Here is a 24,032-nt window from a genome sequence, read left to right as displayed (position 1 = left end):
GAAATTTCTGATCCGGTTGGCGGTGTGCGCTGTGCTTCAATGCTTTCAATGTGGCGCAGCGCTCGCGTGCGCTTCGCTTCGTCCGGCGATCACGGCGTCCTGCGCTTCGACCGCGAGGTCCTCGAGCGAACGATGCTTCGTCTCGGTACCGAGCACGCCGACGATCAGCGCCTGCACCAGCAACGTCCCCACGATCAATGCAAGCACGCCCGCAATGCCAAGGCCCGTGTATGCAGCTGCAACTGCATACGGCACCAGAATGCTGACGCCGCGCCCCACTGTGTTCGCGAGCCCGGCGCCGCGCAACCGCAGCGCGGTCGGGAAAAGCTCGGGCACATAACTCGCGACGCTGAACGACGACAGCACGTAAATGCATGCGGTGATCGCAAAGCCGAGTGCGGTGATCGCCGTCGCCGACTGCGCGAACGGATAGGCGACGCCGAACGCCGCACAGATCAGCGAAAAAATTACTGTGCCCCACTTGCGCCCGACGCGCTCGGCGAGTGCGAACGCGATCAGAGAGCCGATCGGACCGCCCGCGAACATCACTGCGGTGAGCCCGAGCGAACTCGACACGCTGTGGCCCTGCTTCACGAGAAAGGTCGGAATCCAGCTGACGAACGCATAGTTCACGATGAACAGCGAGACAAGCACGGTGATCGCGGTGACGGTGCGCGTGAGCATCCCGCGGGCGAACAGATCGCGGATGCGGGCGGGTTCCTGCGTCTGCGTGATGAATGCGACCGACGAATGCGGCACAGCATCTGTTGAAGGTTTGACACCGCTCGCCGCTTCGATCGATTGCACGATCTCGCGCGCTTCGGCTTCGCGCCCTTTCGATGCGAGCCAGCGCGGCGACTCCGGCATCGTCTTGCGCAGGAACCACACGACGAGCGCGCCACAGCCGGCGATCGCGAACATCCAGCGCCAGCCGAAATGCGGGACGATCAGCCAGCCGAGAAACGTCGACAGGAACAGCGACGTATTGATGATCAGGTTGAGAATCGTGCCGAAGCGACCGCGCCACGCAGGCGGAATGAATTCGCTCAGCGTGCCGTAGCCGACGACGATCTCTGCGCCCATCCCCAGACCCATCACGAGACGGAAGAAAATCAGCCAGTAGATCGATGGCGCGAGCGCTGCCGCCAGCGACGCGAAGCCGTAGATGCCGAGATTGAACTGGTAGCAGAAGCGCCGGCCGTAGCGATCGCCGAGCACGCCGGACAGCCACGCGCCGGCCATCATGCCGATGAACGTCACCGAGACGAACGTCGCGTTGAGCCGCAACGTCGACTCGCCGCTGTGGATCATCGCGGCGAGCACCGTGCCGGCGATGTAGATGTCGAACGAATCGAAGTACATGCCGGCCGCGATCAGCCCCAGCAACCGCCAATGGAAGCGGGACAGCGGAACGCTGTCGAGGCGTGCCCCGATACGGGCTTCAGCAAGCATGGCGTGTCTCCGTCCATGGTGGTGGCACGACGGGTGTTCTGTCGGGCTCGATGCGGACTGATTATATTCGTGTCATACAATCTGTCAATCTTTTAAGCGTTGGAGGAGGATTGCTGTGAAGGCGGTCTTGCGAGACTGCCGGGCTAACGCTTTCGTGCGTGGCTGGCGCGGTACGTCGTCCGGGTTCAGCCACTTTGAGACGTTCGACAGCGCCAGAGAGATCATTGACAATCGGCAAATGCAAACCAGATAGCGGCTGTCATCGGTCGTTCTTTCGTCGTCCGGTACTTTGGTTTCCCTTTCGCCCTGTTTCTTCAGCCATGACTATTGCCTTCGAATCACCCGATCAACCCGACGTGATCGCCCTCATTGCCGATCTGGACGCATACCAGGACACCCTGTACCCGCCGGAGAGCAGGCACGCCCTGGACCTCGCGTCGTTGAAGCAACCCAATGTCCTGTTTGCCGTTGCGCGGGACAGTGAGGGCCAGGCAATCGGCTGTGGGGCGATTATCCTCCGCCCTGAATTCGGCGAACTCAAGCGCATGTATGTCAGTCCTCGCGGCCGAGGACAAGGCGCCGCCAGGAAACTCATGGCTCTGCTCGAGTCAAGGGCAATAGACCTTGGCTGCAAGTTGTTCAAGCTTGAAACGGGACCATACCAACATGAGGCGCTGGCTTTGTATTCCTCAACCGGTTATGAGCGCCGGGGACCGTTTGGCGATTACACGAACGACCCACTGAGTGTGTTCATGCAGAAACACATCACGCCCTGAGACGTCGCTTCGAGATGATGAAACTGCGATAATCGACCGCTAATAGCGCAACGCTTAGAGCTGACCTCGATGTATCAGCAGCGAGCCGGAGGTAACCTATGGCCGAAGATGTCCAGTACAGTCGCCCGAGCGACATCCCCGGCTTGATTCTCAGCACGGCCAGGTATGCTGAATTTCGATTCGAGCCTCATTTTCACCTCGACTGCCATATCGGGCTGGTCGCCAGCGGCGCGCAGCTTCAATCGTTTCACGGCGAATCCCTGGTGCTCTCCCGTGGCGCAATTCAGCTTATGCCGCCCGGCGAAGTCCATGACAGCATTGCAAGTGCGGACCAGCCATACACTCTGCAAACGTTTCGCCTGTCGCCCGCCCTCCTGGACGGCTTAGGTGAGGAAATCACTGGCAGGCACTATTTCCCGTCACAGGCTGCCGCGGTGATAGAAGATAGCCGCCTCGCTGACCAGTTGCTCAAAATACATTCCGCTCTGCGACAGGGACCGACCGACCCGATGCGGAACGAAACCGTCGTTCTGGAGCTGCTGGAGTCGCTGTTTGCACGCCTGAAGCAACCAGCCCCTCAGACGATCACGGGAAATCTGTCCGCACAGCAACTGCGTATCGTCCGTGACTTTGTGGATGACCATATTTCCGACAAAATCGTTCTTGAAGACCTGTCCGTTCTTATTGGTCTCGATCGGTTCCGTTTCCTGAAACAGTTCAAACGAACCATCGGAATGACCCCTCACGCATGGCTATTGCGACTGCGGCTGGAGAAGGCAGTCGCGCTGATCAACGCAAACCGGACCATGCCGATTACGGAGATAGCACACGCCGTTGGTTTCTTCGACCAGAGTCATTTCACACGTGCGTTCCGCCATGCCTACGGCGTGACTCCGGCGCGCTTCTAGTGAAGCGTGCAGCAATTTTTTACAAGGAAACTGGATAGCGGATCGGTAACCTGCGGTTTTTGGTTTCGCGCCCCTGTCGCGTTACCTCTATCCAGGGCAGAAGCATCGAATGACTACTTTCAGCTTTCTCGACGATTACAGCGAAGGCGCACATCCCGACATCCTCAGTGCGCTTACTGAATCAAACTACGTCCAGCAGGCGGCCTACGGCGAAGACACGTACTCGGCCGATGCAACAAACCGGATCAAGGCTCGCCTCGGCAGCACGTTCAACGGCGCGATTCATTACGTTGCAAATGGGACGATGGCAAACATCGTCGCGATATCGAGCTGCCTGCGTCCTCATGAAGCCGTCATTGCGGTGAACTCCGGGCATATCGTGGTGCGCGAAGCTGGGGCGATTGAAGCAACGGGTCACAAGCTCATTACCGTTCCTGCCGTTGACGGGAAACTCACCCCCGAAAGCATCGAAGCGGTGCTTTCCAGCAACGCCCATTTTCCGCATATGGCGAAGCCACGGCTCGTCTACATCTCAAATGCCACCGAAGCGGGCACTGTCTATACCCTCCCGGAACTGCGGGCAATCTCCGCACTGGCAAGGCAACGCGGGCTAATCCTGTTCCTCGACGGCGCGCGATTGGGCGCAGCGCTCGCTTCGAGCAAGAACGACGCGACACTGGCCGATATTGCGTCCCTCGTCGATCTGTTCTGGATTGGCGGAACCAAGGTCGGCGCGCTTGTGGGTGAAGCAATCGTTGTTTGCAATCCAGCGTTGGCAGACGATTTTGCATTTCATATCAAACAGCGTGGCGGCATGCTGGCAAAAGGCCGCTTGTTGGGGATTCAGTTTCAGGAATTATTCGGCGTCAAGAATCTGTTCTTCGAAAATGCAAGGCATGCCAACGCGATGGCCGCAAAGCTGGCCGCTGGCATCGTGTCTCACGGTTACGCGCTGGATGCCGAAACGGCTACAAACCTGGTGTTTCCGATCCTGCCTGATTCCGTCATTGCCGCATTGAAAGAGCACTTCTCCTTCCACTTATGGGCGAAGGCCGGCAGCGAGTGTTCCGTGATCCGTCTGGCTACGTCATGGGCCACAGATGAACGGCAGGTTGATGCGTTTCTGGCCCGGATCGCTCAACTTGCAAACGCTGCAAAAGGTGGCCTTCGTCCTGTCGACGAGAGTCGGTGACAGTCCATCGATCACACAGGCTCTTGATATCCCGCAACAAAAGCATCCATCAGGTGGCGCACGGCCGGAACCATACCTCGTCGCGTGGGAAAGATCGCGTGCACGAGACCCGGCGTCGTCGCCAGATCGGGCAGTAGCCGGTTCAGGCGACCCGCGCGTATGTCCTCCTTCACGAACTCGCCTGGCAGCAGTGCGACGCCCACTCCCATCATTGCTGCCGTACGCAGGCTGGCAAGGTCGTCCGTCGCCAGTCGAGGTTTGTGCGTCATAGACGTCCCCTGCCCGTTGGGATCAACCAGGTTCCAGGTATAGCGGTCACTCTTGTCCGCCATTGCAAGCGTTGGCCAGTCCTTCAGTGAGTCGATGGATGTGGGGGCTGCACGCTGCGCCACCAGTTCAGGGCTGGCCACCAGAACGAGCACGGACAATCCCAACTGGCGCACGGCAAGATCGATATCGTCCAACGGCGGAAGCCGGACTCGAATGGCGAAATCCAGGCCTTCCTCGATCACATCCACCCGGCGGTTGGTCGCGTCGATCAGCACCTGAACCTGGGGGTTCTCCTGAACGTATCGGGCGACCATCCCGGCGATACCGGAACTCAACAATCCCAGGGGGCAACTGATTCGCACGGTGCCCTGTGGCTGACTCCGCGTCTGATCGACGAGGTCTTTGGCCGCCCTGGATTCCGCCACGACCGCCAGACAGTGCTGGTGGAACTGCCGCCCCGTTTCCGTCAGCGACAGGCTGCGGCTGGTGCGATTGAGCAGCCGTACTCCCAACTCCTCTTCCAGCGCGCGAACGTGCCTGCTCAGCTTTGACGTCTGAAGGCCGAGGCTGCGTGCAGCCGCGGTAAAGCTGCCGCGCTCGACGACTTCAGCAAAGAGCCGCAGGTCATTGAGATCCGAGATCTGGTCCATGGGCTAAGGGTCCGTATGCGTCCTTATCGTTCTACTGAAAGCAATGATACTTTGCAATGGCGGAGATATGCAGCACATCGTTGCGTGAATAATATCCTCTCCATCGGGAAAGGCACCTGTCGAATTCGATGCAGGGTCAGGGCGCCCGAACTACGGAGATTGAGATGCTTGCACACCGGCGCTGGAAATCGCTCGACATGGCTGACCACGGTTGGCTACGGGCGAAGTACCACTTTCAGGTCACCCCGGCAGGAAACCCTGCCCACCATGCCCTCGGTCCGCTGATCGTCTGGAACGACGATGAAATCGCGGTGGACAACGGCTTTCCCCTTCATGGGCACCGCGATGTCGAGATCATCACCTACGTCCGCGAGGGCGTGCTCGGACACCGCGACACGCTGGGCTCCGAAGGAACGATCCGCGCTGGCGACATACAGGTGATGAGCGCGGGCACCGGTATCCGGCATGCCGAGTTCAACAAAAGCGAGGTGCCGCTAAAGCTCTATCAGATCTGGCTGCGGCCGCGCGAGGCTGGCGGCAAACCTCGCTGGGATACCAGGTCGTTTCCGAGGAGCGACGGCGCCGGGCGTTTCACCGTGCTGGCCAGCGGTTACGACGGAGACAAGGGCGCGCTTCCCATCCGTGCGGACGCGCGCCTGCTGGGGGCAACGCTCAAGGCCGGAGAGACGATCCGGCACGAGTTGGGGCTGACACACAGTGCTTATCTCGTGCTGGTCTCGGGACAGATTGCCATTGATGGCGAACCCGTGGGGCCGCTCGACGGCGTGGCCATCACGGATGTGTCGGCGGTTGAGATCGAAGCTTTCGAAAACTCTGAACTGGTCATGGTGGAGACCGGCTGAGAGACTTTTTTCTTCCACCTACGGATTTTCATTTCTTAGGAGAGTGTCATGAACAGCTACAAGTTTCTTCCCCTGTTGGGCCGTATCCTGATCGGCGCGCCGTTTCTTTTGAGCGGCTTCAGCAAGCTCGCAGCGTATGCCGCGACCGTCGGGTACATCTCCGCGATGGGGTTGCCGGCACCGTCGCTCGCATACATCGTTGCAGTGGTCATCGAGGTAGGCGGTGGTTTGCTGCTGTTGTCGGGGTTCCGGGTCCGCTTCGCGTCGCTGGTGCTGGCGGTCTTTGCCATCGCCACGGCAGTGTTCTTCCACCATAACTTCGCCGATCAGAATCAGATGATCCACTTCCTGAAGAACGTGATGATGGCTGGCGGTCTGCTTCAGATTACCTACTTCGGAGCCGGCGCATTCAGCGTGGATGCCCGCTTCAAGGCACCGGCCTTGCTCAAAACGGTTGCGAGCGCGTCGTAAGGCTGACTTTCCATGTGGGCGCGCTTCGCACCGGCGTAGCGCTCCACCCTCTCCGGCGTCGCCGGGGACCTCAACAAGGAGTCGTTCAAATGTCCAAGGTTCTCGTTCTGTATTACTCGTCTTATGGGCACATCGAGGCACTCGCCGATGCGATTGCGGAAGGTGCTCGCTCCACAGGTGCCACGGTCGACGTCAAGCGCGTTCCGGAAACGGTTGCAGAGGACGTAGCCAAAACTGCGTACTTCAAGCTCGACCAGCAGGCCCCAGTGGCCACGGTTGACGAGCTCGCCCACTACGACGCCATCGTCGTCGGTACGCCAACCCGCTTTGGTCGCATCTCCTCCCAGATGGCCTCCTTTCTCGATCAGGCAGGCGGTTTGTGGATGCGCGGCGCCTTGAACGGCAAGATCGGCGGCGCGTTCACTTCGTCTGCCACCCAGCATGGGGGACAGGAAACGACCCTGTTCTCGATCATCACCAACCTGCTGCATTTCGGTATGACCATCGTCGGTCTGCCGTACAGCCACCAGGGGCAGATGACGCTGGACGAAATCGTTGGCGGCGCTCCGTACGGCGCGACGACGATCGCCGGCGGACAAGGGCAACGGCAGCCCAGCGCCATCGAACTCGCCGGTGCCCGTCATCAGGGCGAGCTGATCGCCAAAACGGCGAACAAGCTGTTCGACTAACTGGCGTCGAGGAGGGACATACCGATGATCGAAGTTCACGCATTTGCCACGGCCAACAGCGTCAAGGTCCCCATCGCACTGGAAGAGATGGGGCTCGACTATCGGCTCGTTCCCGTCAACCTGCGCGAGGGCGAGCAGAAAACTGAAGCCTTCAAGGCAATGAACCCCAACGCGAAGGTTCCGGTTCTCGTCGACCGCTCCGTTCCCGGGGCTGGCGATGTGGTGCTCGGCGAGTCCGCCGCGATCCTGGTCCACCTTGCGGAGAAGACCGGGCAGCTGCTTCCGAAGGATGGTCCCCAACGCGGCAAGGTCTTCGAGCAGCTTTTCTTCCACGCGTCAGGCCTCAGCCCGGCGTTCGTGCAGGCTTTCGTCGCCGGGAACCAGTCGCCGCCACAACCCGAGGCAAAAGCGCGTGCGCTGGCGGAAGTGGATCGGACGCTGGGCGTGCTCGATCACGTTCTCGAGCATCGTCGTTATACCGCGGGCGACGGGTACAGCATCGCGGACATCGCTCATTTCGGGTGGGTGTGGCGTCATCAGTCGATAGGCGCGAGCCTCGACAAGTTTCCGTTCGTCGCCCGCTGGCATGAAGCGATCTCGACGCGACCCGCTGTTGTTACCGCGATCGCTAAAACGATGGCGCTCGCTCAGTAATCCATTGCATCGATTTGAAGTGATAGACAGGCCGTCGAGAGACGACCATTTGCCTTAAGGAGGCAGCCATGTCCAACAGCATTTCGACCCTGCTGAGACGCAATCTCGACGTCTTCGGTGAGAACGATCCCGCGCGCCGGCGCGCGATCATCGACGAAATTTTCACCGAGGATTGCGTGTTCAATGACCCCAACACCGGCATCTCCCGCGGCCGTGACGCGATCGATCGGATCGCGGGCGTGATCAAGGCAACTCACCCTGACTTCCAGTACCAGCCGATCGCTGAGCCCGACGTGTTGGGCGATGGTGGGCGGATCCGATGGGTATCCGGCCGCCCAGGTGAAGCACCCGCTTACGCTGGAACGGACTTCATCGTTACCCGGGAAGGCCGCATCGCCGCCGTTTATCTCTTCTTCGACGCGCTGCCCTGATACGTGGCGGCGTCGCGCGACTCACGCAACCGCCGCCACGTCCCTACCCGACTAGAAGCGATGAATGATCCCCACGCCCGCCGCGAACTGGCTGCGTGAAGTCGCCGGCGTGCCGTTCATGCCGTCGCCGATACTCGCCGTCGCGTTGATGATGCTGCCCGCGCCGGCCGTGCCAAGCGTCTGGCCGCTGGCACGCTGATACGCTTCGAGCGCATACAGCCCCGTCCGCTTCGACAGACTGTAGTACTGCGACAGATTGAACTGCTGATAACGGGCCGAACTCGTGATGCCGTTCGACTCCGTCGCACGCGTGTAGCTGTAGCCCACCGCGAGATCGAGCACCGTGACCGGCTTGAAGTGCAGCACCGCGCCGCCGGTGTTGAAGATCGCCGTATCGTGGAACTTCGAGCCCGTGCCCGGGATGTACTGCACGTTCGAGTACGAGAACGACACGTCCCACTGCGAATTGAACGTGTAGCCGCCGGTCACCGCGAAGCGCTGTTGCGCCTGCGCCGTCTGGTAGCCGTTGTTGATCGCCGACACCGCCGGTTCGCCACCCGCGTTCGATGCGGTCGAGTCCGCGCCCCACGCACCGCCGCCGTTCGTCGAGTTGTTGATACGCTGGAAGCCCGCCGCAATACCGATCGGACCATTCAGGTACCGCACCGCCGCGCTCCACGTCGAGCCGGCATTCAGGCTACCTGCGACACCACCCAGCGAATACGAACCGCTCACCGTCAAACCGTAGAAGCTCGGTGACGTGTAGACCAGCGAGTTGTTCGCGCGATACAGCGTATCGAGCGAATCGAGATCGCCCGGGTGTGCGCCGTAATAGCCGGTCAGCCACGTGGTGGGACTGTAGGTCGACAGCAGCGTGTAGTACGACGTGTACTGGCGGCCCGCGGTCAGCGAACCGTACGTCGGGTTGGTCACGCCGACGTACGCCTGGCGATTGAACATCAGGCCGGTGGTCGACTGCGCGCCGGTCGCGCTGTTGAAGCCTTCTTCCAGCTGGAAGATCGCCTTCGTGCCGCCGCCGAGATCCTCGCCGCCCTTCAGGCCGAAGCGGCTGCCCGCCCACACGCCGTTGATCATCTTGACCGCCGAGTGACCACCCTTCGTCGCGCCGAGCGTCGACGTCTGACTGCTCTGATAGCCGATACCCGTATCGACGATCCCGTAAAGCGTCACGCTGCTCTGCGCATGGGCGCCAAGGGCGACCAACCCAAGCGCGGAGGTTGCCAGGGCCTGTTTCGTCTTTTTCATTTCCATCTCCTGTTGTTAACGATTGTTTTTGATGATTGTTTTGATGGGTGATGTCCACGTCGTCGCGCGGACTGTCCGTACCTCAATCCCTCCGTCAGAACACCGGGTGTCCGTTGATCAGACTCGGCAGCCATGTCGAAAACATCGGCAGGTAGGTCACGATGTTGATCGCGCTGAAAATCGCGAGGTAATACGGCCACGCCGTCTTGGTCGTCTCGCCGATCGACACGTTGCCGATCGCGCAACCGATGAACTGCACGGAACCGATCGGCGGGTGGACCAGACCCAGCGAGCAGTTGAGCAGGATCATGATGCCGAACTGCACCGGGCCCACGCCGGCATGCATCGCCATCGGCAGGAACAGCGGCGTCGTGATCAGGATGTGCGCCGCCATGTCGACGAACGTGCCGAGAAAAACCTGGATGATGTTGATGTACAGCAGCATCAGCCACGGAATCGTGGTCGCGCCGTCGAGCATCCGTTCGATCGCGCTGGGGATCTCCAGATAGGCCATCTGGAAGCGCAGCATGTTCGACACGCCGATCAGCAGCAGCACGACGCCGGTGGTCTTCGCCGCCTTCGACAGCGCGAGGAACAGCTTCTTCGCGGTCATCGTGCGGTACACGACGGTGGTCAGGATCAGCGAGTACGCGACGGCGATCGCCGCGGCCTCGGTCGCGGTCGCAATCCCCTTCGCGACGCACACGAGAATGATCGCGATCACTGTCAGGCCGGGCACCGCGCCGAGGAACGTGCGGCCCACCGCGAGCCAGCCGGGAAAGCGCTGCAGTTCCGTCGAACCGTCGGGGCGACGCGGATAGCCGTAGCGAACCGCCTGCCAGTACGCGGCGATCAGCACGAAGCCCATCACCCACAGCACCGGCAGCAGACCGGAGAACAGCAGATCGCCGATCGACACGCCGCTCATCGGCTGACCGTTCAGCGTGCCCGCGATGCCCTGCGCGGCGAACGCGTAGATGATCATGTTGGTCGACGTCGGCATCAGTGCGCCGGCCAGCGACGAGTGCGTCGTCACGTTCACCGCGTACGCCGCGCTGTAGCCTTCGCGCTTCATCAGCGGAATCACGACGCCGCCCATTGCCGACGTATCGGCCGACGGCGAACCCGACACGCCGCCGAACAGCGTGCATGCAACCACATTGGCCATCCCGAGGCCGCCGCGGAAATGTCCGACGGCCGCCTGCGCGAAACGCAGGATGCGGTCGGCGATCCCGCCGTGCAGCATCAGCTCGCCGGAGAAAATGAAGAACGGCACGGCAAGGAACGAGAACGCGTTCATGCCGGAAATCATCGACTGCATCGCGGTGGCGACCGGCAGACCTTCGTACAGATAGGTCAATACGCACGACAGCCCCAACGCGAACGAAACCGGAACCCCAGAAACGAGGAAGACGAGAAAACTGATCGAGAGAATGGCAAGTTCCATGGTCTTTCTATTTTTGATTCTTGACGAAGAGCATCAGCAGATGCTCGAGCGAGAACAGCGCCATGCACGCACTCGCGACAATCGGAATGAAGTAGCGCAAGGCTTCGGGCAAACCGAGAATCGGAATGTTGTCGTCGATCGTGGTTTCCGCCATCTGCAGGCAGCCAAAGAAAATCGCCACGGCAAGCGCGATCAGGCAGAGGTGCTGGAACGCTTCCGCGATGCGCTGCCCTTTCGGCGACAGCTTCTTGACGAGCGAATCGAGCCCGATATGACCACCCTCGCGAACCTTCAGCGCGGCACCGAACATCGCGATCACGATCACGAGCAGCAACGCGATCGGCTCGACGAAATCCGGCGCGTCGTTGAATACGTAGCGCATCACGACGCCGTAGATCACGATCAGGCTCAACGCGGCCAGACTCAGCGATGCGACGACGACCAGCGCTTGAAACAGAAAATCATTCGGGCGTGTGATGAATTTCATTGACCCCATCCTTGCATGCGCAAAACCGCGCACGGCAAGGCCGGCAGTGACTGCCTGCCTTGCGTATTGGCGTACTGCTTCGGGTTTCCCGCCTTACTTGATCGCCTGGATTTCGTCGACGATCTGCTTCATCTGCGGCGTCTTCTCGTACTTGGCCCAGACCGGCTGCATGACCTTCACGAAGGCTGCACGGTCGACCTGCGAGGCCGGGATGATCGTTGCACCACCCTTCGTGACCGTTTTGGCGGCGTCGTCTTCACGCGCGGTCCACAACTTCACGTAGTACGGCACGGAGTCGACTGCCGCCTTCTTGATGATCTGCTGTTCCTGCGGCGTCAGCGTGTCCCACACCTTCTTCGAGAACACGAGTACTTCCGGCGTCATCGAGTGCTGGGTTTCCGAATAGACCGTCGCGACCTCGTAGTGTCTGGTCTCTTCATAGGACGGCAGATTGTTTTCGGCTGCATCGACGAGGCCCGTCTTCAAACCGGTATAGACCTCGGAGAACGGCATCGGCGTCGGCGTGCCGCCCATCGCCTTGATCTCGTCGACCATCAGATCGGACGGCTGCACGCGCACCTTGAGACCCTTCATGTCGGCCGGCGAATGGATCGCCTTTTTCGCGTAGATCGAACGCGCGCCGCTTTCATAGAACGTCAGCGCGATCAGGCCTTTCGCCTTGAACGCATCGAGAATCTTCTGGCCTTCCGGCCCGTACATCACCTTGCGGAAATGATCGATGTCGCGAAACAGGAACGGCAGCGACGGGATCATCGATTCGGGCACGATCTCGTTGAACGCGGCGCCGTTGCAGCGGGCCATGTCGAGCGCGCCGATGCGCACCTGATCGACCGTATCGTTCTCGGAACCAAGCGCGCTGTTGCCGAAGACCTTCACCGAATCCTTGCCGCCCGTCGCCTTGCTGATTTCTTCGCCCATGTACTTCACGGCCATGTTGGTCGGGAAGGTATCGCTGTGCACGTCCGCCGAGCGAAACACGCGCGCGTGCGCGGCGCTCGTGCCGAGCGCGAGGACCGCGGCGGCGACGGTAGTGACCAGCGAAATACGGGAAGAGGCGAACTTGTTGTTCATCGTGTCGTTCCTTAAAAGTGGGCCATCCGATCGATCGCGGATGCTGCAACTGGGTTGTGAATGCGTCTCCGGCATGCGAGCGATCTGTCTCTTCGTTGCTTCATCGTGCCGCGCTGCCGGACATCCCCGTGACAGCCGCGCGACCCTGCTCGCTACAACTCGATTTCTTCCTGCTGCATCGGCATGAACCTCGCGCGCGAGGTTGCCGCTATTCGTCCCGCCGCCCTCTCAAACCGCCCTTCAAATTGCGAAAGGGATTTGTTTGGGCTCATATGTTGTACGACGACATATGAAGTCTATAAAAGCTGTCAGATGTTGTACAGACGGTATTTACCCGGACCGGGCGAACGTGAAAACAGTGTTATCGCGCTCTATGGAAATGGCTTGGAAGGCTTTATCAATATAGATAAAAGCGATGCGCGACGCCTCTTCTATTTCTGATGGTCGACGCGCGCTAATCGGAGAAAAGCGTATCCGACCGTTGTCTGACGAGTGATGAATTAGAGATAACAGCGCAATGGCTGTTCTGCAATGTCGCGCAGGCTGAACTGGAATCGAAAATACCAGCGAACCGTGCGACTGATGACCAACGCCGGGACCCGGTGGCCGTGGTACAGCGAGTTCGCCTTTTTCATCGCATCATCCTGGGCGACAGCGTCTCGAACGTGCCGTGCCTGGAGGAGTCGCGCAGCAGATGCCAAAAATTGATGCGAATCAGCATCAATGGAGATGATCATGCGTACCACCGTGACGGTCGACGACGCGCTTTATTCGCGGGCTCTTGAGCTCGCCGAACCCGGGACCAGCGCGGCCGACCTGTTCCGCGAGGCACTGGAAACGTTTGTGCGGATCCAGGCCGGCCGGCGGCTAGCCGCGCCTGGCGGTCACGCGCCCGACATGGCCGCGGTGCCCCGGCGGAGCCCCGCCGGCGTACCGGACGACGACGCCCGGTGAACGTACTGATCGATACTTCCGTGTGGGTCGAGCATTTCAGACGCCCCGACGCACGCCTCCAGCAACTGCTGCGCATCGACGCTGCAATAACCCATCCGCTGGTGATCCTCGAACTCACGTGTGGCACGCCACCGGGACGTACACGGACCCTCGGCGATCTCGCCTTGCTGCGCCACACGGGGCTCGCGCCCCATGATGAGGTTGGCGGACTGGTTGAGCGTGAGCGCCTGTTTGGGCCCGGATGCGGTGCAGTCGACTGCACGCTGCTCGCCTCGACGATGCTCACCCCTGAGACGCAGATCTGGACCTCCGACCTGCGTCTGGCCCGTCTGGCCGACCGGTTCGGCGTGCGATACACATACGCCGGCAGTCAGTGACCAATATGTGGCGCACGCTCTACAGCTTGCCGGCGTACTCGGGCTCGCGCAGACCGCAGACGCCCGGACGCACCGCGAACAGATGGCCGTCGTGTTCAGTGGCGCCTGTCCCCGGTCGGATCGACGTGATGAACAGCGTGTCGAGGTCGCGTCCGCCGAACGCGCACATCGCGGGCTTCGCCGCGGGCACCTCGATCTCGCGATCGAGTTCGCCTTGCGGCGTGAAGCGCAGCACGCGGCCCGCGTCGTTGGCGCAGATCCAGTAGCAGCCGTCTGCGTCGACGGCCGCGCCGTCCGGTCGCCCGACGTGCTGGTGCAGATCCGCGAACACGCGACGGTTGTGCGGCACGCCGTCGTCCGCGTCGTAGTCGAAGGTCCACACGAGCCGGCGCGATGGATGCGAATCGGACAGATACATCGTGCGGCCATCCGGCGACCATGCGAGCCCGTTCTGCACGATCAGCGCGTCGATCACCGGCGCGGACAGCACGCCGTGTTCGTCGAAGCGAAACAGCGCACCGGCAGGCGTTGCGGCGGCCATATCCTGCACCATCGTGCCCGACCAGAAGCGGCCCTGACGATCGCAGCGGCCGTCGTTGAAACGCATGTCGGTTGCGGGAAATTCCGGTGCCGCGAGCTTTCTGACCGACACGCCCGACGGCTCGTTAGCATGGGGCGCATCGGGAGCCGACAGCGTCACCGCGAAGAGTCCGCTCTCGCAACCGGCCAGCACCGTGCCGTCGCGATCGAACGCGATGCATGCGACCTTCTCCGGCAACACCCATTCGCTGCACTCGCCACTGTCCACCTGCAGACGCACGATCTTGCGCGCCGGAATGTCGACCCAGTACAGCGCCTGCTCTGCAACACGCCAGACGGGACTCTCGCCGACCGATGCCGGCACGACCGCCTCGACGCGCTCCGCTTTCATGCTGGAACGCACGCTCACTGCTTCGGCTCCATCGGACCGGCAAGCACAAACGCGCCACCCTGATAGTGCTGCGTCGGATCGTCGAGATTCGTGGTCGGCGCGCCGACCGGGAACAGATGCTCGAACTGCTCCGAGCTGTCCTGCGGCTTGAAGCCGAGGAACGCCGCCTTCGTGTTGTCGACCCACTTCGTGCGGTTATCCGACACGCCATACACGATCGCGTGCCCGACGCGATTCGTGAACAGCGAGCAGCGCACGAGCTCGATGAAGTCGCGATAGCTCAGAAACGTGACGAGCATCCGCGGATTCTTCGGCTGCTCGAACGACGAGCCGATCCGCAGACACACGGTCTCGAGACCGAAGCGATCGAAGTAGTAGCGCGACAGCGATTCGCCGAAGCACTTGGTCACGCCGTACAGGCTGTCGGGCCGCAGCGGCGAGTCGATATCGACGACCGACGTCGTCGGATGAAAACCCACCGCGTGATTCGAGCTTGCATAGACGATGCGTCGCACGCCATGTTTCTGCGCCGACGAGTACAGGTTGTACAGCCCGCGAATATTCGCTTCGATGAGATCTTCGAACGGCGCTTCGATCGAGATGCCGCCGAGATGCACGACCGCGTCGACGCCTTCGAGCAGCGCGTGCACCGCGTCGCAGTCGGCGAGATCGACGACGGCGGCTTCCTCGTGTGCGGCCACGTCGCCGAGCGGAGCGATGTCGCTCACGCGGACCACATCCGCCCACGCGGCGAGCGCCCCGCGCATCTGCTGGCCGAGGTTGCCAGCCGCGCCGGTCAGCAGAATGCGCCGGAACGGCTTCGAAGCGGCGCGCTCAGGGTTCTGGGAGTTCGAATCGGTCATGTCTTTGTCTGTCGGTCAATGATGATTTCAGGCCGGCGCGATGTCGGGCATCGTGCGATCCGTCCTGCGTGGTTCGTATGCGGCTCATTCACAGGCAACCGTGAGGCAGCCGCGAATCAGGTTACCGGCGCCGGATTGAACAGTACCAGCGCGTTGTGCAGCTTGAGCTTCTCCGCGCAGGTCCGCTTGTGCCCGCTCGCGATGTCGAGCATCAGGCGGAACAGTTCCCAGCCCACGTCCTCGATGCTCGCGGCACCGGTGGCGATCGTGCCGGCATCGACGTCCATCAGGTCGTGCCAGCGGCGCGCCAGATCGGAACGCGTCGCTACCTTGATGACCGGCACTTCGGCAAGACTATACGGCGTGCCACGGCCGGTCGTGAAGACATGCAGGCTGATGCCCGCGGCGAGCTGCAACGTGCCGCAGATGAAATCGCTCGCGGGCGTCGCTGCGTAGATCAGCCCTTTCTGCCGGACTTTTTCGCCGGGCGACAGCACACCCGAGATCGGCGCGTTGCCCGATTTGATGATCGAACCCATCGCCTTTTCAACGATGTTCGACAGGCCGCCCTTCTTGTTGCCGGGCGTCGTATTCGCACTGCGGTCCGCGCCGCCGCGTTTCAGATAATCGTCGTACCACTGCATCTCGCGGATGATCGCCGCGGCGACATCCGCGTTGGCCGCGCGCGCCGTCAACTGGTCGACGCCATCGCGCACTTCCGTGACCTCGGAGAACATCACGGTCGCGCCAGCACGCACCAGCAGATCGGTCGCGAAGCCCACCGCGGGATTCGCGGTCAATCCAGAGAATGCATCACTGCCGCCGCACTGCACGCCGACGACGAGATCGGCTGCCGGACAGGTCTCGCGACGGCGATCGTTCAACCGTTTCAGATGACCGTCCGCCATCTTCATGATGGATTCGATCATCGACTGGAAGCCGACGTGCGCGTCGTCCTGCAGCACCACGACGTCGCCGTTCGCGTCCGGCGCGGTCGTCGCGTCCGTCGCGGTCGTCGCGATAGGGATCGTGCCGGGCGGCATCAAACGCTCCGGCTGCAGTTTTTCGCAGCCGAGGCTCACCATCATCACCTCGCCGCCGAAGTTCGGATTCAGGCTGATGTTGCGTACGGTGCGGATCGGCACCATCGCATCGGGCGCGTCGATTGCCACACCGCAGCCATAGGTATGACCGAGACTCACGACATCGTCGACGTTCGGATAGCGCGGCAGCAGTTCGGCCTTGATGCGCGTGACCGCGTGCTGCACGACGTCGGCCACGCACTGCACGGTGGTCGTGATCGCGAGGATGTTGCGCGTGCCGACCGAACCGTCCGCGTTGCGATAGCCCTCGAACGTGTAGCCGTCGAGCGGCGGCATCTCCGGCGCACGGACGGTCGCGATCGGCAGATTCTCGAGGCCGGGCGGGCTCGGCATGCGGATCACGTGCTCGTTGATCCAGCTGCCCTTCGGCAACGCCTCCAGCGCATAGCCGATCACGACGTTGTAGCGGACGACTTCGTCGCCTTCGGCGAGATCCGTCAGCGCGACCTTGTGCCCTTGCGGCACGCGCTCGCGCAGGACGAGGCCATCGGGGAAGACCGCGCCTTCGCCGAGACCGCCGTCGTTGACGACGATCGCGACGTTATCGTTGGGGTGAACGCGGATGTAGAGCGGAGAGTGTTCCATTGCATCGATCCTTCGTAGCCCCGCGTCGGCCGCGCGAGACATTTATACAAGCATTCATACGTCATCCTACAACACATGACAAACCGGGAACGTCCCGTATTTACCCTATGGCCGGCATTATGCCGCAAAAGGGCGTTGAGTTCGCCTGATCCTTGTTGTACGATGACATATAAGAAATCTCTCATCTGATCTCTTTATCGCCCGAGCCTTATTGTCGAGCCACACCCAGGATACTCACCATGACGACACCGCAGGAACTGAAGCAGATCGTTTCCGAAGGCCTTCTGTCCTTCCCGGTCACCGATTTCGACGCCCAGGGCGAATTCCGCGCCGACACCTACGCCGGACGCCTCGAATGGCTCGCACCGTACGGCGCATCGGCGCTGTTCGTCGCGGGCGGCACGGGTGAATTCTTCTCGCTCACGCACGACGACTACTCGCAGGTCGTGCGCACCGCGAGCGCGGTCTGCAAGGGCAAGGTGCCGATCATCGCCGGTGCGGGTGGCCCGACGCGCGTCGCGATCGCGTATGCACAGGAAGCGCGACGTCACGGCGCGAACGGCGTCCTGCTGATGCCGCACTACCTCACCGAAGCGAGCCTCGAAGGCATTGCGCTGCATGCCGAGGAAGTGTGCAAGTCGGTGCCCGACATGGGCGTGATCATCTACAACCGTGCGAACTCCAAGCTGAACGCCGATACGCTCGAACGTCTCGCGGACCGCTGCCCGAACCTGATCGGCTTCAAGGACGGCGTCGGCGAGATCGAGAACATGGTGTCGATCCGTCGCCGCCTCGGCGAGCGCTTCTCGTACCTCGGCGGCCTGCCGACCGCGGAAGTCTATGCGGCGGCGTACAAGGCGCTGGGTGTGCCGGTTTACTCGTCGGCGGTATTCAACTTCATTCCGAAGACCGCGATGCAGTTCTATCGCGCGGTCGCCGCGGAAGACCACGCCACCACCGGCAAGCTGCTCGACGAATTCTTCCTGCCGTACCTCGCGATCCGCAATCGCCGCGCAGGCTACGCGGTCAGCATCGTGAAGGCCGGCGCGAAGCTGGTCGGCCGCGACGCGGGTCCGGTGCGCGCACCGCTGACCGATCTGACCGAAGAAGAGATGGGCCAGCTCGATGCGTTGATCAAGACGCTTGGGCCGCAGTAACGTAGCAAGGGCGTCGAGGCGCTAACGCACACGGCGGCTTGCCTTGCGCCGCGATGTCGCCGGACGCCTCTCTGTTTGTGCGGCCTCGCAGCGCATCTGCGGGCCGCAGCCACAAGAAAGATTCCGGAGACGATCATGGAAATGAGCCGCACGGCGAACCCCGCTGTCGCCGCGACGCGCACCCGAGTCCGCTACGCCATCCTGCTGCTGGTCTTTCTGATCACCACGCTCAATTACGCGGATCGCGCGACGCTGTCGGTGACCGGCTCCGCGATGCGCGCCGAGTTCGGCTTCGATGCAATCAGGCTCGGCTATATCTTCTCCGCGTTCAGCTGGGCGTACGTGCTGTCGCAATTGCCGGCCGGCTGGCTGCTCGACCGCTTCGGCGCGCGCCGCGTGTACGCCGCGAGCATTTTCCTGTGGTCGCTGTTCACGTTGCTGCAAAGCTCGATCGGCCTGTTCGGCAGCGCCGCCGCCGCGGTGACCGTGCTCTTCGCGTTGCGCTTCGCGATGGGTGCCGCCGAATCGCCGGCGTTTCCCGCGAACGCGAAAGTCGTGGCCGCGTGGTTCCCGACCAATGAACGCGGCACCGCATCGGCTATTTTCAACGCGGCGCAATACTTCGCGGCCGTCATCTTCACGCCGTTGATGGCGTGGCTCACGCATACGTTCGGCTGGCATTCGGTTTACGTCGTGCTGGGCGCGGTCGGTCTCCTGCTGGCGCTGACGTGGCTGAAGGTAATGAAGAACCCGGCCGATCATCCGCGCGTGTCGCGTGCTGAACTCGAGTACATCGAACAGGGCGGCGGGGTCGTGGACGGGCAGCGGCAACCGGTGCAATCCACGCAACCCGGCGCGGCGAAATCCGCGGGCTGGTCGCTGGTCCGTCAGTTGCTCGGCAACCGGATGCTGGTCGGCATCTATCTCGCGCAGTACTGCATCAACGTGCTGACTTACTTTTTCCTGACGTGGTTTCCGATCTATCTCGTGCAGGCGCGCGGCATGACGATCCTGCACGCGGGTCTGGTCGCGTCGCTGCCCGCGATCTGCGGATTCTCCGGCGGCGTGCTCGGCGGCATCCTGTCGGACGGGTTGATCCGGCGCGGCCATTCGCTGACGCTCGCGCGCAAGGTGCCGATCGTCGGCGGGATGCTGCTGTCGACCTGCATAATCGGCTGCAATTACGTATCGACCGACTGGATCGTCGTCGCGCTGATGTCGCTCGCGTTTTTCGGCAAAGGCATCGGCGCGCTCGGCTGGGCCGTGGTCGCGGACACGTCGCCGAAAGAAGCGCTCGGCCTGTCCGGCGCGATCTTCAACATGTTCGGCAACGTCGCCGGCATCGTCACGCCGATCGTGATCGGCTATCTGGTCGCGAAAACCGGCTCGTTCAACGGAGCGCTGGTTTTCGTCGGACTCAACGCGCTGCTCACCGTGTTCAGCTATCTGGTGATCGTGAAGGACATCAGGCGGGTCGAACTGCGTCACGCTTGAATCGGCGCTCACACCGGGTAAATCGATTGTTCGGCCGATCCTGCAAGTCAATTCGTTTCGAGCCGCTTTATCCCCTCTCGCGGAGTCTCTACATTCGTACCGTCTCCGGCTTGCTGCTTCGTGCGGTTTCCGCTGCAGCGCCGGTTCCGGTCGATATACGACTCTACGTTGAGGGAACAGATCATGAGCAAGCTTGCAGGCAAGGTGGCTGTCGTCACGGGCGCATCGAAAGGTATTGGGGCCGCCATCGCGAAGGCGCTCGCAGCGGAAGGCGCTTCAGTGGTAGTGAACTATGCGACGAGCAAGGCCGGTGCCGATACCGTCGTCGCGGCGATTACGTCGGCCGGTGGCAAAGCGGTTGCGGTTGGCGGCGATGTGTCGAAGTCAGCCGATGCGCAAGGCATCGTCAGCGCGGCCATCGAAACGTATGGCCGTCTCGACATCCTCGTCAACAATTCCGGCATCTACGAATTTGCGCCGCTCGAAGAGATCACTGAAGCGCACTACCGCAAGCAGTTCGATACGAACGTGCTGGGCGTGCTGCTCACCACGCAGGCGGCAGCGAAGCATCTCGGTGAAGGGGCGAGCGTGGTCAACGTGAGTTCGGTCGCGTCCAGCATTACGCCACCGGCAACCGCGGTGTACAGCGGCACGAAAGGCGCTCTCGATGCGATCACCGGCGTGCTCGCACGCGAACTCGGGCCGCGCAAGATCCGCGTGAATTCGATCAACCCGGGCGTCGTGGTGACCGAGGGCACACATACCGCGGGCGTTATCGGTTCGGACATGGAGACCCACGCGATCAGTCAGACGCCGCTGGGCCGCTCGGGTCAACCCGACGACATCGCATCGATCGCCGTGTTTCTCGCTTCCGACGACGCACGCTGGCTGACCGGCGAACAACTGATCGCCAGCGGCGGTATGCGGTAATTGCTGGGGCAAGCGAGGTGCGGCTGCACCTCGCCTGGTTCGAATCTGCGTTTCACCGTAAGCGGTTTCAGCTCGCGACGAATCGCGAGCCCGCTTCGCAATCAAGCCGGATGTTCTGCGTGCACCGCGCCGAACGTCCGGCTTTTTTCAGTCGACGCCAGCCGTTAAAACGGCGGAATCGCCATTTCCGCACGTCTCCCGATCGCTTCGCGTACGCTCGCCGATTACATCGGATGTAATTGGCGCACTGCACCTTCACCCCTACTCTTCGACCATCGCGTAGCCATTCCGGCCGCGCTGACCATCGAGGAGAGATACCATGGCAAGCTATTCCGTTTACACGCTCGAATCGGCACCGGAGCAATCGAAGCCCGTGCTGAAGCAATTGCACGAGGCGTTCGGCCTGATTCCGAATATCGCGGGCACAATGGCCGCTTCGCCGGTGCTGATCAACGGGTTCATCGGACTATTCCAGCGCGTGCATACGAGCAGTCTTAGCGAAGAGCAGATCCAGACGCTACTGCTAACCAATGCAGTCACGAATGCGTGCGAGTGGGCAGTCGCGTTTCACACCGCGCTCGCGCTGCAGCAAGGCGTTCGGCATTCCGACGTCGACGCGATCCGCCACGGCGGGTTGCCCGACGATGCGCGGCTCGCGGCACTGTCGTCGCTGGCGCGTGCATTGATCGGCAAGCGCGGACGCGTTTCGGAAGCGGACCAGCAGCATTTTCTCGACGCGGGGTTTAGCGCCGAGCAGATACTCGAAGTCATTGCGGTGGTCGCCGCGTCGACGATCACGAACTACACGGGCAGCGTCACCCAGCCGCCGCTCGAAGCAATGTTCGAGGAATTCGCGTGGCAGGCTCCTGCATAACGAGAGCGTTAGCAAAAAACCCTGAGGAAACCCGATGAACGTCGCCCAGTCCCGGCAGAAATCCACAGCGAACGAACTCGGCGAGCTGCTGCGTTACTGGCGGGATGTGCGCGGCGTGAGTCAGCTTGCGCTGTCGTTCGAGGCCGGCGTGTCGCAGCGTCAGATCAGCTTCATCGAAAGCGGACGCAGCGTGCCCGGCCGGCAGACGATCCTCGACATCGCGCAGACACTCGACGTCCCGTTGCGCGAGCGTAATGCGCTGCTGCTCGCCGCGGGCTACGCGCCGCTCTATCCGGACACGCCGTGGAATGCGCAGGAAATGCAGGGCGTCGTCCGCGCGCTGGAGCGCGTGATACGCCAGCACGAACCGTTTCCGGCGATCGTACTGGACCGTCACTGGAACGTACTGATGACGAACGACGCGGCGCCGCGTTTTTTCAGCAGCTTCATCGACATGGCCACGCGCAAGGAGCCACGCAACATGCTGCACCTGATCTTCGATCCGCAGGGGATGCGCCCGTTCGTCGCCGATTGGGTCAGCGTGTCGCGCAGTCTGCTGCAACGCGTGTACCGCGAATCGGTGGGTCGTGTGATCGATGCCGGTACGGGACGTCTGCTCGACGAACTGCTCGCGTACCCCGACGTGCCGCACGACTGGAAATCGCGCAGCACGTCGTCTGCCACGCCGACGCTGCCGGTCGTTCCGCTCGGCTTCGTCAAGGACGGCATGGTGCTCAACTACTTCTCGATGGTAACGAGCGTCGGCACGCCGGAAACGATCGCCGCGCAGGAGCTGCGCATCGAGTGCATGTTCCCCGCCGATGAAGCGACCGAGGCCCGTCATCGGCAGTTGTTCGCGAGCGAGAAACCCGCGAAAAATTCACGTTGAGTTCAGCCCGCAAGCGGGCCAAGCTTGACGCCAGCAACACAGCCGATGATGACGATCAGAAGCACCAGCGCCGCGATGCCCGCGAAGCGGTACTCGCGCCCGGCGCAATACATCGCCAGCATGAGGATCAACCGCGCGACAGGGAGCAGGATGACGATGCATACGCCCGCCGTCATCGCCACCGATGCGAACCTCGTGGCAAGTACGCCGTGAAGGCCCGCACCAACGCTCGCGCTCAGCACGACACCGACCGCCATGACGACCGAACCGGTCCAGGTGCCGTATTCGAGCAGCGACGCAAGCCATCGCTCCAGCTTCGACATGTGCATCGTGAACCACTCCTAGAAAGGATCGATGCCGGCGCCCTGCAGCAACATCTGCACGGCAACCACCAGCAGGACGACGACGAAGAAAACGCGCAGCTTGCGGATCGACGTCTTCATCAGAATGCGTGCGCCGATCATCGCGCCGACGACCGACCCGAGCGCGATCGGCGCCGCAATAGACGTGACGATCTCTCCGCGAAGGAAATAGGCGCACGCACTCGCGGCGGCCGTCACGCCAATCATGAAGTTCGACGTCGCGGTCGAAACCTTGATCGGCAGCCGTAGTGCTGCATCCATCGCCGGGATCTTCAGTACACCGCTGCCGATACCGAGCAGCGCGGACACGAGCCCCGCCACAACCATCAGCGACAAGCCCGCCGGTACGCGCTTGACCTCGTACGGAATGTCGCGTCCGGTGTCGGCGTCGAAATAGCTGGCGTTCAGCCCGAGACGCGACAATGAACGTGGCGCAGCGTTAGGGTCCGGGTCGATTGCGAGAGCAGGATCGGCACGTCGTATGAACATCTGCCATGCCGAGATCAGCAAGATCCCCGAGAACAGGAAATACAGTGCCTTGACGGGCACGGCTCCCGCGAGCAACACGCCGGTGAGCGCACCGAGCGTGGTTCCGCTTTCCAGCAGCACGGCGAGCCGCACATTGGTAAGACGGCCGCGAAGATAGGCGGAGGCACTCCCGCAGGAGCACGCGATCACCGACACGAGACTGGCGCCGACCGCCGTGTGAATGCCCATGTGACCGAAGACAGTCAACGCCGGCACGATGAACAGGCCGCTCGCCATGCCGAGCATTCCGCCCAGCGCGCTCGCACCGAGTGCGACCGTGAAAAGCCAGAGTGTGAATTCGATTTTCCAGACTACCTGTAACGACCGAACAGGTTAT

Annotated in this window: 26 protein-coding genes and 1 pseudogene; 15 read left to right on the top strand and 12 right to left on the bottom strand. The window is 61.9% G+C overall.

Features of this window, described 5'->3' with window-relative positions; all coding sequences use genetic code 11:
- Positions 1–45: 45 nt before the first annotated feature.
- Positions 46–1,452 carry an MFS transporter gene (locus ACREXZ_RS13030; RefSeq protein ID WP_431764480.1) on the bottom strand — a complete coding sequence of 469 codons (1,407 nt, stop codon included), beginning with the start codon at positions 1,450–1,452 and terminating at the stop codon, positions 46–48.
- Positions 1,453–1,772: 320 nt separating this feature from the next.
- On the opposite strand from ACREXZ_RS13030, the gene ACREXZ_RS13025 reads away from it, so the two are divergent.
- From ACREXZ_RS13025 to ACREXZ_RS13015, 3 genes are all read left to right on the top strand, one after another.
- Positions 1,773–2,228, top strand: coding sequence for a GNAT family N-acetyltransferase (locus tag ACREXZ_RS13025; RefSeq protein WP_431764503.1), 456 nt, complete (start codon positions 1,773–1,775; stop codon positions 2,226–2,228).
- Positions 2,229–2,326: 98 nt separating this feature from the next.
- Positions 2,327–3,136, top strand: coding sequence for an AraC family transcriptional regulator (locus ACREXZ_RS13020; protein ID WP_431764479.1), 810 nt, complete (start codon positions 2,327–2,329; stop codon positions 3,134–3,136).
- 109 nt (positions 3,137–3,245) lie between these two features.
- Positions 3,246–4,328 (top strand): threonine aldolase family protein, encoded by a 1,083-nt coding sequence (locus ACREXZ_RS13015; RefSeq protein WP_431764478.1) that lies wholly within the window; start codon positions 3,246–3,248, stop codon positions 4,326–4,328.
- Between the two features lie 11 nt (positions 4,329–4,339).
- Here the strand turns inward: ACREXZ_RS13015 and ACREXZ_RS13010 are convergent, their stop codons facing one another.
- Positions 4,340–5,248: a LysR substrate-binding domain-containing protein gene (locus ACREXZ_RS13010; RefSeq protein WP_431764477.1), complete on the bottom strand. Its 909-nt coding sequence runs from the start codon at positions 5,246–5,248 to the stop codon at positions 4,340–4,342.
- 164 nt (positions 5,249–5,412) lie between these two features.
- On the opposite strand from ACREXZ_RS13010, the gene ACREXZ_RS13005 reads away from it, so the two are divergent.
- The 5 genes from ACREXZ_RS13005 to ACREXZ_RS12985 all read left to right on the top strand — a co-directional run bounded on the left by ACREXZ_RS13005 (position 5,413) and on the right by ACREXZ_RS12985 (position 8,356).
- Complete coding sequence (locus ACREXZ_RS13005; RefSeq protein WP_431764476.1) at positions 5,413–6,111, top strand: pirin family protein; 699 nt, start codon at positions 5,413–5,415, stop codon at positions 6,109–6,111.
- Positions 6,112–6,159: 48 nt separating this feature from the next.
- Positions 6,160–6,582, top strand: a complete 423-nt coding sequence (locus ACREXZ_RS13000; protein WP_431764475.1) for a DoxX family protein — start codon at positions 6,160–6,162, stop codon at positions 6,580–6,582.
- Positions 6,583–6,671: 89 nt separating this feature from the next.
- Complete coding sequence (wrbA, locus tag ACREXZ_RS12995) at positions 6,672–7,271, top strand: NAD(P)H:quinone oxidoreductase (protein ID WP_431764474.1); 600 nt, start codon at positions 6,672–6,674, stop codon at positions 7,269–7,271.
- 24 nt (positions 7,272–7,295) lie between these two features.
- Positions 7,296–7,925: a glutathione S-transferase family protein gene (locus ACREXZ_RS12990; RefSeq protein WP_431764473.1), complete on the top strand. Its 630-nt coding sequence runs from the start codon at positions 7,296–7,298 to the stop codon at positions 7,923–7,925.
- A gap of 68 nt (positions 7,926–7,993) precedes the next feature.
- Positions 7,994–8,356, top strand: a complete 363-nt coding sequence (locus tag ACREXZ_RS12985; RefSeq protein ID WP_431764472.1) for a nuclear transport factor 2 family protein — start codon at positions 7,994–7,996, stop codon at positions 8,354–8,356.
- Between the two features lie 51 nt (positions 8,357–8,407).
- On the opposite strand, the gene ACREXZ_RS12980 is transcribed toward ACREXZ_RS12985, so the two are convergent.
- The 5 genes and pseudogenes from ACREXZ_RS12980 to ACREXZ_RS12960 all read right to left on the bottom strand — a co-directional run.
- A complete protein-coding gene (locus tag ACREXZ_RS12980) occupies positions 8,408–9,622 on the bottom strand; it encodes a porin (protein WP_431764471.1) in 1,215 nt (404 codons plus the stop codon).
- A gap of 94 nt (positions 9,623–9,716) precedes the next feature.
- Complete coding sequence (locus ACREXZ_RS12975; RefSeq protein ID WP_431764470.1) at positions 9,717–11,069, bottom strand: TRAP transporter large permease; 1,353 nt, start codon at positions 11,067–11,069, stop codon at positions 9,717–9,719.
- 7 nt (positions 11,070–11,076) lie between these two features.
- Positions 11,077–11,565 (bottom strand): TRAP transporter small permease, encoded by a 489-nt coding sequence (locus ACREXZ_RS12970; protein WP_431764469.1) that lies wholly within the window; start codon positions 11,563–11,565, stop codon positions 11,077–11,079.
- An 84-nt stretch (positions 11,566–11,649) separates the two neighbouring features.
- Positions 11,650–12,648 carry a TRAP transporter substrate-binding protein gene (locus ACREXZ_RS12965; RefSeq protein WP_431764468.1) on the bottom strand — a complete coding sequence of 333 codons (999 nt, stop codon included), beginning with the start codon at positions 12,646–12,648 and terminating at the stop codon, positions 11,650–11,652.
- Between the two features lie 524 nt (positions 12,649–13,172).
- Positions 13,173–13,283: pseudogene (locus ACREXZ_RS12960) on the bottom strand (IS6 family transposase); the annotation flags it as partial.
- 100 nt (positions 13,284–13,383) lie between these two features.
- Here ACREXZ_RS12960 and ACREXZ_RS12955 point away from each other — a divergent pair.
- On the top strand, positions 13,384–13,602 hold the full coding sequence (locus ACREXZ_RS12955) for a type II toxin-antitoxin system VapB family antitoxin (protein WP_431764467.1): 219 nt from the start codon (positions 13,384–13,386) through the stop codon (positions 13,600–13,602).
- Entirely contained in the window at positions 13,599–13,979 is a 381-nt protein-coding gene (locus ACREXZ_RS12950; RefSeq protein ID WP_431764466.1) for a type II toxin-antitoxin system VapC family toxin, read from the top strand. The genes ACREXZ_RS12955 and ACREXZ_RS12950 overlap by 4 nt, the downstream gene beginning before the upstream one ends.
- A gap of 19 nt (positions 13,980–13,998) precedes the next feature.
- On the opposite strand, the gene ACREXZ_RS12945 is transcribed toward ACREXZ_RS12950, so the two are convergent.
- From ACREXZ_RS12945 to garD, 3 genes are all read right to left on the bottom strand, one after another.
- Positions 13,999–14,910, bottom strand: coding sequence for an SMP-30/gluconolactonase/LRE family protein (locus tag ACREXZ_RS12945; protein WP_431764502.1), 912 nt, complete (start codon positions 14,908–14,910; stop codon positions 13,999–14,001).
- A 14-nt stretch (positions 14,911–14,924) separates the two neighbouring features.
- On the bottom strand, positions 14,925–15,773 hold the full coding sequence (locus ACREXZ_RS12940; RefSeq protein ID WP_431764465.1) for an NAD-dependent epimerase/dehydratase family protein: 849 nt from the start codon (positions 15,771–15,773) through the stop codon (positions 14,925–14,927).
- Between the two features lie 116 nt (positions 15,774–15,889).
- On the bottom strand, positions 15,890–17,461 hold the full coding sequence (garD, locus tag ACREXZ_RS12935) for a galactarate dehydratase (protein WP_431764464.1): 1,572 nt from the start codon (positions 17,459–17,461) through the stop codon (positions 15,890–15,892).
- 239 nt (positions 17,462–17,700) lie between these two features.
- On the opposite strand from garD, the gene kdgD reads away from it, so the two are divergent.
- The 5 genes from kdgD (at position 17,701) to ACREXZ_RS12910 (ending at position 22,805) form a co-directional block, all read left to right on the top strand.
- On the top strand, positions 17,701–18,618 hold the full coding sequence (gene kdgD, locus ACREXZ_RS12930) for a 5-dehydro-4-deoxyglucarate dehydratase (RefSeq protein WP_431764463.1): 918 nt from the start codon (positions 17,701–17,703) through the stop codon (positions 18,616–18,618).
- Between the two features lie 135 nt (positions 18,619–18,753).
- Positions 18,754–20,112, top strand: a complete 1,359-nt coding sequence (locus ACREXZ_RS12925; RefSeq protein WP_431764462.1) for an MFS transporter — start codon at positions 18,754–18,756, stop codon at positions 20,110–20,112.
- Between the two features lie 183 nt (positions 20,113–20,295).
- Positions 20,296–21,042, top strand: a complete 747-nt coding sequence (locus ACREXZ_RS12920; protein ID WP_431764461.1) for a glucose 1-dehydrogenase — start codon at positions 20,296–20,298, stop codon at positions 21,040–21,042.
- A gap of 319 nt (positions 21,043–21,361) precedes the next feature.
- Positions 21,362–21,916 carry a carboxymuconolactone decarboxylase family protein gene (locus tag ACREXZ_RS12915; protein ID WP_431764460.1) on the top strand — a complete coding sequence of 185 codons (555 nt, stop codon included), beginning with the start codon at positions 21,362–21,364 and terminating at the stop codon, positions 21,914–21,916.
- Between the two features lie 34 nt (positions 21,917–21,950).
- Positions 21,951–22,805 carry a helix-turn-helix domain-containing protein gene (locus ACREXZ_RS12910; RefSeq protein ID WP_431764459.1) on the top strand — a complete coding sequence of 285 codons (855 nt, stop codon included), beginning with the start codon at positions 21,951–21,953 and terminating at the stop codon, positions 22,803–22,805.
- Between the two features lie 2 nt (positions 22,806–22,807).
- Here the strand turns inward: ACREXZ_RS12910 and ACREXZ_RS12905 are convergent, their stop codons facing one another.
- Complete coding sequence (locus ACREXZ_RS12905) at positions 22,808–23,134, bottom strand: DUF1634 domain-containing protein (protein WP_431764458.1); 327 nt, start codon at positions 23,132–23,134, stop codon at positions 22,808–22,810.
- 12 nt (positions 23,135–23,146) lie between these two features.
- The gene (locus ACREXZ_RS12900; RefSeq protein ID WP_431764501.1) at positions 23,147–23,998 is read right to left on the bottom strand and encodes a sulfite exporter TauE/SafE family protein; all 852 of its coding nucleotides are present in this window, start codon (positions 23,996–23,998) and stop codon (positions 23,147–23,149) included.
- Between the last annotated feature and the right edge of the window lie 34 nt (positions 23,999–24,032).

Source organism: Paraburkholderia sp. (genome assembly GCF_050742655.1).
Lineage (GTDB): Bacteria > Pseudomonadota > Gammaproteobacteria > Burkholderiales > Burkholderiaceae > Paraburkholderia.
This window is presented reverse-complemented; position numbering and strand designations above follow the sequence as displayed.